Genomic DNA, 13,857 nt, shown 5'->3' with positions numbered 1-13,857 from the left:
TTCCCGCGATATTGCGTCACGGCGCGCCGGATCCGCCCGACTAGCCTGGATGCATGAACCCCCGCGCCGCCCGCCTCGCGCGCGGCACGCTGCTGGGCACCGTCGCGACGCTCGTCGCGGCGCTCTCGCACAGCGGGGCGGGGGGAACGGTGCCCGCCCCGATCGCGCTGCTCGTCGGCGGGATGTTCGCGAGCCTCGTCGGCACGATCGCGGTGGGCCGCACCTCGGCTCGGCGGACACCGCTGATGCGCACCGCCCTCGGGGTCGCGGTGGGGCAACTCGCCTTCCACCTCGGCTTCTCGCTGCTGGGCGGCGCCGGGACGGTCGTCGGGCACGGCGGCCACCACCACGACACGATCGTCGCGATCGTCGCCGACCCCGACGACGCCCTCGCGCACGGCGGCGGCGCCATGTGGCTCGCGCACCTCGCGGCCGGCGTGCTCACCGTGCTGTATCTGCGCCACCTCGAGCGGAGGGTGTGGCTGCTGCTCGAGCACGCCGCCGTGCGTGCCCTCCGCGCGCTCGCCCTGCGACTGCCGACCCCCGCCTCCGCCGCGACGCCGTTCGCCGCCTCCCCGACCGTCCGCCTGCTCCCCGCCCCCCTGCGCGGAGCGGTCGCGCGCCGCGGTCCCCCGGCCGCCCTGGCCTGACGCGATCGGTTCGCCGGTCGCCCCAGGCACGCGACCGACCGAATCGAACCCCACCGTCAGGAGACGCATCACCATGTCCACCATCCGTCGCGGCCCCGCCGCCCTCGCCGCCCTCGCCGGGGCCGCCGCCCTCGCCCTCGCGGCGCCGCTCTCGGCGAGCGCCCACGTCACCCTCGAGACGAACACCGCCGCACCCGGCAGCTACGCGCTGCTCACCTTCACGGTGCCCACCGAGTCCGCCGACGCCTCGACGACGACGCTCACCCTCACTCTGCCCGCCGACACCCCGTTCGCGAGCGTGCGCACCGTCCCCGTGCCCGGCTGGACGGCGGAACTCGTGCGCACCACCCTTCCCGCGCCCGTCACGGTGGGCGAGACCGAGCTCACCGAGGCGGTCACGAGCATCGTCTGGACGGCGGATGCCGGAGGCGGCATCCGCGACGGCGAGCTGGGGCTCTTCCCCGTGTCGCTCGGGCCGGTGCCCGATGTCGGCCATCTCGCGCTGCCCGTCGACCAGGGCTACAGCGACGGCTCCGTCGTCTCGTGGAGCGGAACGGCCGAGGGCGCAGAACGCCCGGCCCCCGTGCTCTACGTGAACGATGCCCCCGAGACCGACCACCACGGGGGCGGCTCGGATGACGAACCCGCCGCCCCGGAGGTGTCGGCGGAGCCGGACGCCGCCGGGCCGGCACCGGTCGACGTGCTCGCCCGCGTGCTCGGGGTCGCCGGGCTCGCGGTAGGTGCCGTGGGGGTGACGCTCGCGATCGGGTGGCGCCGCCGCGCGAACGCCGCGAGCGGATCATGACGCGACGGCTGCGGACGGCAGCGCTCGTGGCGGCGGTCGCCGCCGCGAGCCTCGCGGCCGCCCTCGTCGCCGCGCCCCCCGCCTTCGCGCACAGTGTGCTCGTCGACTCCACGCCGGCGGACGGCGAGACGCTCGCCGAACTGCCCGCCGAGTTCTCGGTCACGATGAATGAGCCGCTGCTCGCCGGCGCGGGCGACGCGGCGTTCGCGCTGCGCATCCGCGGCACCGACGGACGCTACTACGGCGACGGCTGCGTCACGATCGTGGATGCCACGATGTCGACCCCCGCGGCGATCGGCGCGGCCGGCGACTACGTGCTCGAATGGCAGGTGGTCTCGGAGGACGGGCACCCGGTGGGCGGCGAGGTGCCGTTCCGCTGGACGGGTGCCGCCACCGGCACGGGGACGAGCACACCGCCCGGCTGCGGTGCGCCGCCCGCGGAGGCCGAGTCGCCGACAGAGCCCGAGTTCGCGTTCCCGCTCACCGACATCCTGTGGCTCGTGGGCGCGCTCGCCCTCGCCGCCGTGTCCGTCGGGATCGCGGTGCTCGCGACGCGTCGTCGCCCACGCGCGTGAGTGCGGGCCCCCGCTCCGCTGGTCGAGTGCCGCCGAAGGCGGTGTATCGAGACCGAGGAGCCGGGGCCCGCACCCCCGGAGGTTCAGGCCTTCGTGAGCGCCGGCAGGCTCTTGCGGCTCGACAGCACCTGGTCGATGAGGCCGTACTCGAGCGCCTCATCCGCCGAGAGGATGCGGTCGCGCTCGATGTCGTTGTTCACCTGCTCCTGGCTGCGGTTGGAGTGACGCGAGAGCGTCTCCTCGAGCCAGGTGCGCAGGCGCAGGATCTCCTTCGCCTGGATCTCGATGTCCGACGCCTGCCCGCGTCCGGCCTCGCCGACGGCGGGCTGGTGGATGAGCACACGGGCGTTCGGCAGCGCGAGGCGCTTGCCGGGCGTGCCGGCGGCGAGGATCACGGCGGCGGCCGAGGCGGCCTGGCCGAGCACGACCGTCTGGATCTGCGGACGGATGTATTGCATCGTGTCGTAGATCGCCGTCATGGCCGTGAACGAGCCGCCGGGCGAGTTGATGTACATGACGATGTCGCGATCCGGGTCCTGGCTCTCGAGCACGAGGAGCTGGGCCATGACGTCGTCCGCGGAGGCGTCGTCGACCTGCACGCCGAGGAAGATGATGCGGTCCTCGAAGAGCTTCGCGTACGGGTCCTGGCGCTTGAAGCCGTAGGCGGTGCGCTCCTCGAAGCTCGGCAGGATGTATCGGGCTTCGGGCGAACCAAACGGCAGAGCGCGCGACTGCGGCATGCGGTCGGCCAGGTCGCCGCCCGACATGAAGGTGGGGGTGTCCATCTGGGTGTCCTTCTTCTCTCTCGCGCTTACTTCTTGTCGCCGGTTCCGGCGCCGCCCACGACATCCGCCGCCGAGGCGCGGATGTGGTCGACGAAGCCGTAGGCGAGTGCCTCTTCGGCGGTGAACCAGCGGTCGCGGTCGCCGTCGGCGTTGACCTGCTCGACCGTCTTGCCGGTCTGCTCGGCGGTGATGGCGGCGAGGCGGTTCTTCATGTCGATGATGAGCGCCGCCTGCGTCTGGATGTCGGAGCTGGTGCCGCCGAATCCGCCGTGCGGCTGGTGCAGCAGCACGCGCGCGTTGGGCGTGATGTAGCGCTTGCCCTTGGTGCCGGCGGTCAGCAGGAGCTGGCCCATCGAGGCCGCCATGCCGATCCCGACGGTGACGACGTCGTTGGGGATGAACTGCATCGTGTCGTAGATCGCCATGCCCGCGGTGATGGAGCCGCCGGGGCTGTTGATGTAGAGGTAGATGTCCTTCTCGGGATCCTCGGCGGCGAGCAGCAGCAGCTTCGCCGCGATCTCGTTGGCGTTGTCGTCGCGCACCTCCGAGCCGAGCCAGATGATGCGGTCCTTCAGGAGGCGGTCGAAGACGCTCGGCGGGAATGCCGGTTCAGCCATGGGAGGAACTCCTTGATCCGTGACATCGGCACGGTGTCGATGTCGCTCACGAATCTACCGGCGGGCCATGAGCCGCTCTGCCGTGTTCGCCCTGGGCAGAGTGCGCGTCGTCCCGCGCGCGTTCGGGCGCCCTCCCACCCCAGAAATGCAGGAGTTCCCGCACCCGGTCGGCGGCATCCGGCGCATCCGCTGCTCCCGGGGGGCGGATCTCCTGCATTTCTGAGATGCGCGCACGGCGCATAGCCTCGAGGGATGGAGTGGCGTGTGCGTATGGCGGCGGTGTGGGCCGAGGCGGATCGGCTGGAGGATGCCGAGCTCGTGCGGCGGATCGACGAGGTCGCCGCCGAGCGGCCCGAGGACCCGCTCGCCCTGTTCGAGCGCGGCGGCGCCCGCGACGCGACCGGCGACGAGGCCGGGGCCGAGGGGTTCTACCGTGCGGCTCTCGCGGCCGGGCTGCCGGAGTCGGAGCGCGCGCAATGCGTCATCCAGCTCGCGAGCACGGTGCGCAACCTGGGGCGCCCCGAGGAGTCGCTCGAGCTGCTGCGCGCCGAGTTCGAGCCACGCCCGGACGACGAGCTGGCGGATGCGGCGGTCGCCTTCGCGGCGCTCGCCCTCGTGGACCTGGGTCGCCCGGTCGAGGCGGTCGCGAGCCTCCTACACACCCTCACGCCGCACCTGCCCCGCTATCGGCGCAGCCTGCACGCCTACGCGGACGCCGTCCTCGAGCGCTGACCGCGTGCCTCAGAAATGCAGGAGATCTGAGGATGCTGCGCCCGTTCCGCGGCCGTCGCGGCCCGAGGGCGGCGGATCTCCTGCATTTCTGAGGGCGCCGACGGGCTAGGTGTTCTTCCCCGTGAGGTTGTGAACGCGGGCTGCGGGGACGAGACCGCCGATTCCGGTGTGGGGTCGGTGGTGATTGTAGTGATGGAGCCAGTCGGCGTAGGTGGCTGAGCGGGTGGCCTCGGATGAGTATGCCTCGGCGTAGGCCCACTCGGTGGCGAGGGTGCGGTTGAAGCGTTCGACCTTGCCGTTGGTCTGCGGCCGGTAGGGGCGTGTCCAGCGGTGCTGGATGTTGCCGAGTGCGGCGGCGAAGGCGCGTGATCGGTAACAGGAGCCGTTGTCGGTCATCACGGCGGTGACGGTGATGCCGTGCTCGGCGAAGAACGCTGCGGCTCGGAGCCAGAAGCCGGCCGCGGTCTCTTTGCGTTCGTCGGGGAGTTGCTCGGAGTAGGCGAGCCGGGAGTGGTCATCGACCGCGTGGTGCAGGAAGGTGTAGCCGCGCGAAGGGGACGCGCCGCGACGTGCGGCTCGATCCCGGGCCGAGCCGGCTCGTCGATCCTGGGTCGAACCGCGACCATGGATGCGCCAGCCGCCGCCATCCGGGATGCGACCGAGTTTCTTGATATCGACATGGACGAGCTCTCCCGGCGCGGCGACCTCGTAGCGGACCGGCTTCGGCGCGCGAACAGGCAGCCCGGTGGCCTGATCGACGTGGACAAGTCGCGGCATCCGATAGCGGGCGAGAACGCGTCCGACCGTCGAGCGGGGAACACCGAGGTGATAGCCGATGCGGTGCGGACCCCAACGGCGGGTGAAGCGCAACGCGACGATGCGTCGCTCGAGTCGCTGGGACGAGCGCGACGGGCTGCGGTGCGGTCGGGAGCTGCGATCGGTCAGCGGCAGCCCGGCGCGGTAGCGGCACGCCCAACGGGAAGCCGTCGCCGGGGAGCACTGGAACCGCTCAGCAGCCCGCCGCACCGGCCAGCCCTGATCGACGATGAGACGAGCAAGGCGCGCCCTGCCCTCCGGAGTAAACGGCGCGTTAGCGTGAGTCACGAAGACCTCCGTGGAAACGATCTGAGTGTGGTTACCCACATCGTTCCCGGAGGTCTTCGCTCACCTCAGCCGTTCACAACGTGTCGGGGAAGAACAGCTAGGCGAGCAGCTTCTCGAGGGTGTTGACGTTGCGCACCGTGAGGTGCGGCTTGTAGGCGGCTTTGCCGGTGGCCTTCCCGAGTACGGAGTCGAGGGTGTCGCCCTTCGGCACGGTCCAGTAGACGACGCCGTCGCCAGCCGCCGCCTGCTCGTGGGCGGGGTCGAGCTCGCACGCGAGCAGCGCCGTCGCGACGCCGGCGTCGAGCACGAACATGACGTAGTCGTGCCAGCCGTCGCGCGCCCGAGCGAACGGATAGGCCTCGACGATCGCGCGCAGCGCATCCACCGTGAGCACCTGCACCCAGGCGTCGTAGCCGAAGCGCTCCCGGAGAGCCGCCTCGATGTCCGCCTTCACCTCCGCGCCCGTCGCGTCGCTCGTGACGAGCGCATTGCCGCTCGCGAGCACCGTCGTCACCCCGGCGAACCCGCGGCTCTCGAGCAGTTCGCGCAGTTCGGCCATCCGCACCGTGACCCCGCCGACGTTGACCCCGCGCAACAGCACCACGTACCGCGTCATGCTTCCACGCTACGCGCACTCCGGGTATGCGTGAGGGGCCGCGAACTGCTCGAGACACGCCGTGTCGAGCGCCGTTCGCGACCCCTCAGCAGAGGACTCAGTGGGAGTGACCCTCGTGGTCGTGACCCTCGTGGTCGTCGTGGTCGATGCCGGTCAGGTCGGTCTCCTCGATGATCTCCGAGTCGTCGGATCCGTCACCGAGCACCGCGGTCGTGAGGGCCGAGACGTCGACCGCCTTGCCCTTCTCGTCCACGACCTTCGCCTTGCCGAGGGCGACCGCGATCGCCTTCGAGCGGGCGACCTCGCCGACCATCGCCGGCAGCTGGCCCGAGTTGCCGATCGCCTGGATGAACTCGCCCGGCTCCATCCCGTACTGGGCGGAGGCCTGCACGAGGTACGAGGTGAGCTCGTTCTGGCTGACCTTCACGCCCTCCGCCTCGGCGATCGCGTCGAGCAGCAGCTGACGACGGAACACCTTCTCGCTCTCCTCGGCGACCTCGGCGCGGTGCACGTCATCCTCGAGACGGTTCTCGTTCTCGAGGTGGCGGTGCACCTCCTGGTCGATGAGGCTCTGCGGCACCGGGATGTCGGCCTTCTCCACGAGCAGCTCGACGAGCTTGTCACGGGCGGCGGCCGCCTGGCCGAACTCGGCCGAGCGCTCGAGCTGCTCCTTGATGTCCTTGCGGAGCTCGCCGATCGTGTCGAACTGCGAGGCGATCTGGGCGAAGTCGTCGTCGGCCTCGGGAAGCTCGCGCTCCTTCACCGACAGCAGGGTGACGGCGATCTGCGCCTTCTCGCCCTGGTGGTCGCCGCCGACGAGGTCGGATTCGAAGGTGGTCGACTCGCCCGCGGTGAGGGTGTCGAGCGCCTCGTCGATGCCGTCGATGAGCTCGCCGGAACCGATCTCGTAGGAGATGTTGGAGGCCGTGTCGACCTGCTCGCCGCCGATCGTGGCGACGAGGTCGAGCTGGGCGAAGTCGCCGGCCTTGGCGGGGCGGTCGACGGTCACGAGCGTGCCGAAACGGCTGCGGAGGTTGTCGAGCTCGGCCTCCACCTCGTCCGGTCCGACCTTGGCGGTCTCGACCTCGACCGTGAGGCCCTCGTACGCCGGCACCTCGAACTCGGGGCGCACGTCGACCTCGACGGTGAACTCCAGGTCGCCCGAGAAGTCCTTCTCGCTGGGCCACGTCGTGACGTCGGCTTCGGGGCGGCCGAGCGGGCGCACCTTCTCGTCGTTGGCGGCCTCGCGGTAGAAGCGCTCGAGGCCTTCGTTGACGGCGTGGTTGAGCACCTCGGCGCGACCGACGCGCTGGTCGATGATGGGCGGCGGCACCTTGCCCTTGCGGAAGCCGGGGATGTTCACCTGCTCCGCGATGTGCTTGTAGGCGTGCTCGATCGAGGGCTTGAGCTCCTCGGGCGTCACGGTGATGTTGAGCTTGACGCGCGTGGGCGAGAGCTTCTCGACGGTCGTGGTGACCATGGGGATGTTTCTCCTGGGGGTGTTGGTTTCGCTGATGTTCCGTCGGGGCGACAGGATTTGAACCTGCGACCTCCCGCTCCCAAAGCGGGCGCTCTAGCCAAGCTGAGCTACGCCCCGGATGTCCGGGCCTCATCCCAACCGGCTGTCGGGCGGGGTGACGGAGCGACGTCCGGCCCGAAAACGGCCTCGCACAGTCTAGCCGGATCGCGCTGGCCCGGGTGATCGGCGCCCCTCGGCCCTACGGTAGACTCGCGGGGTTGCGCCGTGCGATGTATGGCGCTGCGGGGATGTAGCTCAATGGTAGAGCCTCAGTCTTCCAAACTGATTACGCGGGTTCGATTCCCGTCATCCCCTCCACTCATCCCCTCCACAGGCGGTTCCTTCACCACGCGCCGCGTGCCGGGTGCGTCCGCGCACCTCGCGGAACTCGTCGGAGAAGCAGGCTGGATCGTGCATTCGAGCGCCGCTGCGGGCGCGAGACGACGATCCAGCCTGCTTCTGCAACGCGGCCGCCCCTCAGCAGCAGCCGGGCTCGCAGGAGCCGGGCACGGTCGGGTCGCACAGCAGCGGGTCGTACAGCAGCGGATCGCAGCACTCGTTCATCAGTCACCCCCTTCGCTCTCGATGCCTCGAGGGTCGCGCTAATATCGATGACTGTCAATATTGACTCTGATCGATGTAGACTCGTCCCGTGATCCCCGTCGCGACCATCCAGGGCGAGCCGTGCTGCCCCCCGCTCGCCGAGTTCCCGCTCGGCGCCGACGACGCCGAGACGCTCGCGCGCTCCCTCAAGGCGCTCGCCGATCCGGCCCGACTGCGCATCCTGTCGCTCATCGCGGCCGCCGACGACGGCGAGATCTGCGTGTGCGAGCTGCCCGGACCGCTCGGCCTCACCCAGCCGACCGTGTCGCACCACCTCAAGGTGCTCGTCGAGAGCGGGTTCCTCAGCCGCAGCAAGCGCGGCACCTGGGCGTACTTCCGTCTCGTCCCCGGATCGCTCGACGCCGTCACGCGTCCGCTCGCCGAACCGGTGCTCGTGTGAGCACCCCGACGGTGCTCTTCGTGTGCGTGCACAACGCGGGCCGCTCGCAGATGGCGGCCGGCTATCTGCGCGCATTCGCGGGCGAGCGCGTGCGCGTGCTGTCGGCGGGCAGCGAGCCGGCCGACAGCCTCAACCCCGTCGCCGTCGCGGCGATGGCCGAGGAGGGCATCGACATCGCGGGAGCCGTCCCCGAACTGCTGGACCCGGATGCCGTGCGCGCCTCGGATGTGGTCATCACGATGGGCTGCGGCGACAGCTGCCCGGTGTTCCCCGGCACGCGCTACGAGGACTGGGAGCTCGCCGACCCGGCCGGCCGCGACCTCGAGACGGTCCGCGGCATCCGTGACGAGATCCGTGCCCGCGTCGAGGCGCTCGTCGCCGACGTGCTGGCCGAGTAGCGGGCCCGGCCGATCCCCGGCGCTCTCACAGCCTCACGGCATATACCGCGGAGTAGGCTCAATCAAGTCGACCGGCGATCTGCCCTTGGCTCTCATCTGGCCCGCTCTCGGGCTGCCAAGCGGACGGACACCCCATCTCCTCCCTCACCCCGACCATCGGATCCGGACGCATCCGCGAGACGCGTCCTCGCGGCGACGACGCGATCGACCCGATCCGCAGCTTCATGACGGTGTCCCGCCAGGTGAAGGACGCGGGCCTGCTCAAACGCAGCCACCTCTTCTACCTCTCGCTCGGCATCGGCCTGCTGCTGGCCCTCGGGGGCGCCATCACCGGTTTCGTGCTGTTCGGCGAGAGCTGGTATCAGCTGCTCATCGCGGGCGCGCTCGGCATCATCTTCACGCAGGGCGCCTTCCTCGCCCATGAGGCCTCGCATCGCCAGGTGCTCAGCTCCGGCCCCGCCAACGACCGGCTGGGTCGTCTCGTGGTCGTGCTGTTCGTGGGCATGAGCTACCAGTGGTGGATGACGAAGCACACCCGCCATCACGCCAACCCCAATCGCGTCGGCAAGGATCCCGACATCGAGATCGACACGGTCGCGTTCACCGAGCAGTCGGCGGCGAGCCAGCGCGGCCTGTCCGCCTGGATCATGCGCCACCAGGGCTGGCTGTTCTACCCGCTCATGCTGCTCGAGGGCCTCAACCTGCACGTGCACTCCATCCGCTCCCTCGTCGAGCGCCGCCGGGTCGAGGGCCGCTGGTTCGAGCTCGGGATGATCGCCCTGCGGTTCACGATCTACCTCGGCGTGATCTTCTGGGTGCTCCCGGTCGGGATGGCGTTCGCCTTCCTCGGGGTGCAGCTGGCCGTCTTCGGCTTCTACATGGGCACCGCCTTCGCCGTGAACCACACCGGGATGCCGATCATCCCCGCCGAGGCGAAGCTCGACTTCTTCACCAAGCAGGTGCGCACCTCGCGCAACATCAGCGGCGGAGTGTGGGCCTCCGCCCTGCTCGGCGGGCTCAACTACCAGGTGGAGCATCACCTCTTCCCCAACATGGCACGACCCCAGCTCGCGAAGGCGCGCGCACTCGTGCGCGAGCACTGCCGCGAGAACGGGATCCCGTACACGGAGATGACGCTCGGACGAGCGCACCTCCATGTCGTGCGCTACATGCATCGCGTCGGGCTGGCCGCCCCCGACCCGTTCGCCTGCCCCCTGGCGGCTCAGTACCGGCGCGTCTGACGCGCTTCAACCAAAGGAGAAACACCATGTCCACCGGAACCGTGAAGTGGTTCAACGCCGACAAGGGATACGGCTTCATCGCCCCCGACGACGGCAGCGCCGACCTCTTCGCTCACTACTCGGCAATCGCCGGCTCCGGTCACCGCAGCCTCGACGAGGGTCAGCGCGTGAAGTTCGACACCACCCAGGGGCCCAAGGGCCCGCAGGCCGAGAACATCTCGGCGGCCTGATCCGCCGGTCAGCCTCCTCCACGCGAGGGGGCTGACCCTCCGCGCACTCGGGGGCGCACCGGCTGATGCCGGTGCGCCCCCTCTTCATAGCGTCGCCTCGAGCCCGGAAACCGGGCCGCCCACCACGAGGAGACGCCATGTCCACCACCCCCCGCGAACGCCCCGACCGCATCCGCTGGCACCGTCCGCTCATCGCCCTCGCGATCGCGTCGGCGCTCGTGAGCGCCACCGCGATCGTCGGCCTCGTCGTCGACCCGCGTGAACTCGTCGGCGCACCCGTGTGGGCGAAGGCCCTCAAGTTCGGGCTGTCGATCCTCATCTACGCCGTCACCTGGGCGTGGCTCATCGGCCAGTTGCGGCGCTTCCGCCGCATCGCGTGGTGGGCGGGCACCGTCATCGCGGTGACGCTCATCCTCGAGCTCGGGATCATCACCCTGCAGGTGGCGCGCGGTCACCGCAGCCACTACAACAACGCCAACCCGCTCGACGAGACCCTGTGGTCGATCATGGGCACCGCGATCATGGTGCTGTGGCTCGCGACGCTCGTCGCGGCGGTCGTGCTGTGGTTCACCCCCGGGCGGGATGGCGCCCGCACGCTCGCGGTGCGCGCCGGCTCGGTCCTGAGCCTCGTCGGGCTCGGCCTCGGCTTCCTGATGACCCTGCCGACCGACGCGCAGCTCGCCGCCGAGAGCGACATCATCGGCGCCCACACGGTCGGCGCCGAGGACGGCGGGCCCGGCCTGCCCATCCTCGGCTGGTCGACCGAGCACGGCGACCTGCGCATCCCGCACTTCATCGGCATGCACGCCCTTCAGCTCATCCCGCTCGCACTCATCCTCATCGAGCTGGCCGCCGCGCGCGTCGCCGTGTTCCGGAGTCTGCGCACCCGGGTCGGCCTCGTCTGGACGGTCACGGCGGGCTACGCGGGCGTCGTGGCCCTCGTCACCTGGCAGGCCCTGCGCGGGCAGTCCATCGTGCACCCGGATGCGCTCACCCTCACGGCAGGCGGAGCGATATCCGTCGCCGTCGCGGCCGGGATCCTGCTGAGCCTCGCCGGCGGCCGACGGGAGCGAACCCGCGCCGCCGACGCGTCGCGTGAGGACGCGATCGCGTCCCCCAGATGACGCCGGATGACGAACCGAGGACTCGCCCGGGAGCAATTCGCCGGATGCCATTGCCCCCCGCATATGGGGGGCAGTAGCATCTGGTCAGCCGCACCGCTCCACCCCCCTGCTCGCGGCTGAACCCGTCCCCCAGGAGCCCTCCTATGACCGTCGTGAACCCCTCCGCGACCGCCGCCCCCGCCGGGTGGTACCGTGACCCGCTCGGCATCCCCCAGCTGCGCTGGTGGAACGGCATCGCCTGGACGAACCACATCCAGGAGAACCGCACCGAACTGCAGACCTGGACGACCGACGTCCACGCCGGGCACAGCTCGGTCGCGTAGGCAGCTCGCCGCGGCGCCTCAGCGCTGCAGCCAGGCGACGACCGCCAGCACCCGTCGGTGGTCGGATCCGGAGTCCTCGAGCCCGAGCTTGCCGAAGATCGCCGTGACGTTCTTCTCCACGGCGCCCACACCGATGAACAGCTGCGCCGCGATCGCGGCGTTGCTGCGGCCCTCCGCCATCAGCTGAAGCACCTCGCCCTCACGCGGGGTGAGGGAGGCGAGCGGGTCGTGACGTCGGCCGATCAGCTGCGCCACGACCTCCGGGTCGAGCACGGTGCCGCCCACCGCGATGCGGTCGATGGCGTCGGTGAGTTCGGCGAGCGACGCCACACGGTCCTTCAGGAGGTACCCGACGCCCCCGCCACCCGATCCGAGCAGCTCCTGGGCGTAGGCGACCTCGACGTACTGCGACAGCAGCAGGATGCCGGTGCTCGGCAGCAGCTCGCGCAGCCGGATGGCGGCGCGCACGCCCTCGTCCCGGAAGGTGGGCGGCATCCGCACGTCGAGCACCGCGAGCTCGGGGCTGAGTGCGGGGGCCGCCGCGAGCAGCTCCTCGGCGTCGCCGTAGGCGCCGACCACCTCGTGGCCGGCCTCCTCGAGCACGCGGACGAGCCCCTCCCGCAGCAGAACCGAGTCATCGGCGACCACGACGCGCACGCTCATGCCCCCAGGCTAGCGAGACGCATCACGCGGCCGGCACCGGCTGCGGGGTCTCGAGGATCGGCAGTTGTGCGATGAGCACGGTCGGACCGCCGACCGGGCTCGACAGCTGCACCGTGCCGCCGAGACCGCGCAGGCGCTCCTCGATGCCGGCGAGCCCGTGGCCGGCCGCCTCTGCCGCCCCGCCGACGCCGTCGTCGCTCACGACGACCGCCAACAGGGCGACCCCGCTGCCGGGCGCCTGGTGCCGTTCCAGCCGCACCCAGGCGTTCGCGGCCTGCGCGTGCTTGGCGACGTTGGTGAGCGCTTCGGCGGCGATGAAGTAGGCGTTGCGCTCGAGCTCGGGCGGCAGCGTCAGCTCGGCGGGCAGCCGGTTCTCGATGTGGGTGGGCACGGGCGAGCGCACCGCGAGCGACTCGAGGGCCGCCACGAGGCCGCGGTCGAGCAGGATGGGCGGCGCGAAGCCGCGCGACAGGGCGCGCAGCTCCTCGAGGGCGTCCTTCGACTGCTGCATCGCCTGCGCGATGAGCTCGCGCGCCGCATCCGGGTCCTTGTCGAGCTGGCGCTCGGCCGACGACAGGTCCATCTGCAGGCGCACGAGCCGCTGCTGCGGGCCGTCGTGGATGTCGCGCTCGAGCCGGCGCAACGCCGTGCCTTCCGCCGCGACCGCCGCGGAACGGGACGCCGACAGGTCGGCCACCTGCACGCTCAGCTCCTCCGCGCGGAATCGCGACAGCATCCCGCGAGCGATCGCATGGTGGGTCCAGGTGAGCCCGTGCGTGATGAACGGCAGCGTCAGCAGGAAGATGACGCCGATGACGGCGCTCGCGATTTCGATCGCGATCGGGTTGAGGGCGAGCGCGGGCAGGACCGTGTCGTTCGGCAGCAGCGCCGCGAACTCGGGCAACCAGTCGTACTCCTCCGGGATGAACAGGTGGACGAGCCAGGAGCTGATCCCGCCGAGCCCCACCGAGAGCCAGGCGATGGTGATCGACCAGCTGACGATGCCGACGATGGGGTTCACGACCGCGCCGTGCAGCAGGTACAGCCAGTAGTGGCCGTCGACGGCGGGCGCCAGCAGTTTGGCGACCGTGCTGCCGGAACGCGCGCGATGATCCCAGCGCGGGGTCTCGATCGCGGGGAACAGCGCGCCGCGCAGTCGCCAGGTCTCGAAGATCCCGAAGCCACGCGCCGTGAACAGCGCCGCGAGCACGAGGAACACGCCGATCACGATCGGGATCATGCCGACGCCCGTCCAGAACAGCGTCATGAGCACCGAGGTCGCCGTGACGACGATCGGCAGCAGCGGCAGCAGGTACCCGAGCTCGGGCAGAAGCCCCGCCCAGTAGCGGCCGTAACCGCGACGCGTATCGGACATGACACCAGCATTCCGGACGGGGACCGTCCGCGGCATCCGGGGAGCGCACGGATGCGGGGTGGGGCTATCCACCCTCGTGAAAGGTGCGTCGCGTAGC

17 protein-coding genes and 2 tRNA genes are annotated in these 13,857 nt (G+C 70.8%); 11 read left to right on the top strand and 8 right to left on the bottom strand.

The annotated features are described in order from the left end of the window. Window positions 1-53: 53 nt before the first annotated feature. The 3 genes from FLP23_RS06655 to FLP23_RS06645 all read left to right on the top strand — a co-directional run bounded on the left by FLP23_RS06655 (window position 54) and on the right by FLP23_RS06645 (window position 2,030). Window positions 54-650 carry a hypothetical protein gene (locus FLP23_RS06655; RefSeq protein WP_149325132.1) on the top strand — a complete coding sequence of 199 codons (597 nt, stop codon included), beginning with the start codon at window positions 54-56 and terminating at the stop codon, window positions 648-650. Between the two features lie 73 nt (window positions 651-723). After that, window positions 724-1,455 carry a YcnI family copper-binding membrane protein gene (locus FLP23_RS06650; RefSeq protein ID WP_149325131.1) on the top strand — a complete coding sequence of 244 codons (732 nt, stop codon included), beginning with the start codon at window positions 724-726 and terminating at the stop codon, window positions 1,453-1,455. Then, window positions 1,452-2,030: a copper resistance CopC family protein gene (locus tag FLP23_RS06645; RefSeq protein WP_149325130.1), complete on the top strand. Its 579-nt coding sequence runs from the start codon at window positions 1,452-1,454 to the stop codon at window positions 2,028-2,030. The genes FLP23_RS06650 and FLP23_RS06645 overlap by 4 nt, the downstream gene beginning before the upstream one ends. A gap of 83 nt (window positions 2,031-2,113) precedes the next feature. Here the strand turns inward: FLP23_RS06645 and FLP23_RS06640 are convergent, their stop codons facing one another. Continuing rightward, window positions 2,114-2,770, bottom strand: a complete 657-nt coding sequence (locus FLP23_RS06640; RefSeq protein ID WP_149326228.1) for an ATP-dependent Clp protease proteolytic subunit — start codon at window positions 2,768-2,770, stop codon at window positions 2,114-2,116. Between the two features lie 71 nt (window positions 2,771-2,841). Next, window positions 2,842-3,432 carry an ATP-dependent Clp protease proteolytic subunit gene (locus tag FLP23_RS06635; RefSeq protein ID WP_149325129.1) on the bottom strand — a complete coding sequence of 197 codons (591 nt, stop codon included), beginning with the start codon at window positions 3,430-3,432 and terminating at the stop codon, window positions 2,842-2,844. 252 nt (window positions 3,433-3,684) lie between these two features. On the opposite strand from FLP23_RS06635, the gene FLP23_RS06630 reads away from it, so the two are divergent. Further along, window positions 3,685-4,164 (top strand): tetratricopeptide repeat protein, encoded by a 480-nt coding sequence (locus FLP23_RS06630; RefSeq protein ID WP_149325128.1) that lies wholly within the window; start codon window positions 3,685-3,687, stop codon window positions 4,162-4,164. Window positions 4,165-4,269: 105 nt separating this feature from the next. Here the strand turns inward: FLP23_RS06630 and FLP23_RS06625 are convergent, their stop codons facing one another. The 4 genes from FLP23_RS06625 to FLP23_RS06610 form a co-directional block, all read right to left on the bottom strand. Then, window positions 4,270-5,268, bottom strand: a complete 999-nt coding sequence (locus tag FLP23_RS06625; protein ID WP_149325127.1) for an IS481 family transposase — start codon at window positions 5,266-5,268, stop codon at window positions 4,270-4,272. A 97-nt stretch (window positions 5,269-5,365) separates the two neighbouring features. Then, window positions 5,366-5,884: a DUF1697 domain-containing protein gene (locus FLP23_RS06620; RefSeq protein WP_149325126.1), complete on the bottom strand. Its 519-nt coding sequence runs from the start codon at window positions 5,882-5,884 to the stop codon at window positions 5,366-5,368. Between the two features lie 97 nt (window positions 5,885-5,981). Next, window positions 5,982-7,364, bottom strand: a complete 1,383-nt coding sequence (tig, locus tag FLP23_RS06615) for a trigger factor (protein ID WP_149325125.1) — start codon at window positions 7,362-7,364, stop codon at window positions 5,982-5,984. A gap of 42 nt (window positions 7,365-7,406) precedes the next feature. Then, window positions 7,407-7,481 (bottom strand) — tRNA-Pro (locus FLP23_RS06610). A 166-nt stretch (window positions 7,482-7,647) separates the two neighbouring features. On the opposite strand from FLP23_RS06610, the gene FLP23_RS06605 reads away from it, so the two are divergent. From FLP23_RS06605 to FLP23_RS06575, 7 genes are all read left to right on the top strand, one after another. Further along, a tRNA-Gly gene (locus tag FLP23_RS06605) sits at window positions 7,648-7,721 on the top strand. A gap of 334 nt (window positions 7,722-8,055) precedes the next feature. Next, entirely contained in the window at window positions 8,056-8,406 is a 351-nt protein-coding gene (locus tag FLP23_RS06600; protein WP_149325124.1) for an ArsR/SmtB family transcription factor, read from the top strand. Continuing rightward, window positions 8,403-8,804, top strand: coding sequence for an arsenate reductase ArsC (locus FLP23_RS06595; RefSeq protein WP_149325123.1), 402 nt, complete (start codon window positions 8,403-8,405; stop codon window positions 8,802-8,804). Before FLP23_RS06600 ends, FLP23_RS06595 begins: the two co-directional genes overlap by 4 nt. Before the next feature lie 224 nt (window positions 8,805-9,028). Further along, window positions 9,029-10,045 (top strand): fatty acid desaturase family protein, encoded by a 1,017-nt coding sequence (locus tag FLP23_RS06590; RefSeq protein ID WP_149325122.1) that lies wholly within the window; start codon window positions 9,029-9,031, stop codon window positions 10,043-10,045. A 26-nt stretch (window positions 10,046-10,071) separates the two neighbouring features. Further along, window positions 10,072-10,275, top strand: coding sequence for a cold-shock protein (locus FLP23_RS06585; RefSeq protein ID WP_149325121.1), 204 nt, complete (start codon window positions 10,072-10,074; stop codon window positions 10,273-10,275). Between the two features lie 137 nt (window positions 10,276-10,412). Beyond that, window positions 10,413-11,399, top strand: a complete 987-nt coding sequence (locus FLP23_RS06580) for a hypothetical protein (RefSeq protein ID WP_149325120.1) — start codon at window positions 10,413-10,415, stop codon at window positions 11,397-11,399. 143 nt (window positions 11,400-11,542) lie between these two features. After that, window positions 11,543-11,722: a DUF2510 domain-containing protein gene (locus FLP23_RS06575; protein WP_149325119.1), complete on the top strand. Its 180-nt coding sequence runs from the start codon at window positions 11,543-11,545 to the stop codon at window positions 11,720-11,722. An 18-nt stretch (window positions 11,723-11,740) separates the two neighbouring features. Here the strand turns inward: FLP23_RS06575 and FLP23_RS06570 are convergent, their stop codons facing one another. After that, complete coding sequence (locus tag FLP23_RS06570; protein WP_149325118.1) at window positions 11,741-12,385, bottom strand: response regulator transcription factor; 645 nt, start codon at window positions 12,383-12,385, stop codon at window positions 11,741-11,743. 22 nt (window positions 12,386-12,407) lie between these two features. After that, the gene (locus tag FLP23_RS06565) at window positions 12,408-13,760 is read right to left on the bottom strand and encodes a sensor histidine kinase (protein ID WP_149325117.1); all 1,353 of its coding nucleotides are present in this window, start codon (window positions 13,758-13,760) and stop codon (window positions 12,408-12,410) included. Window positions 13,761-13,857 lie beyond the last annotated feature (97 nt).

The organism is Protaetiibacter larvae (genome assembly GCF_008365275.1).
Classification (GTDB): Bacteria; Actinomycetota; Actinomycetes; order Actinomycetales; family Microbacteriaceae; genus Homoserinibacter; species Homoserinibacter larvae.
Note: the sequence above shows the minus strand (reverse complement) of the source record. Positions and strands in the feature narration are given on the sequence as shown.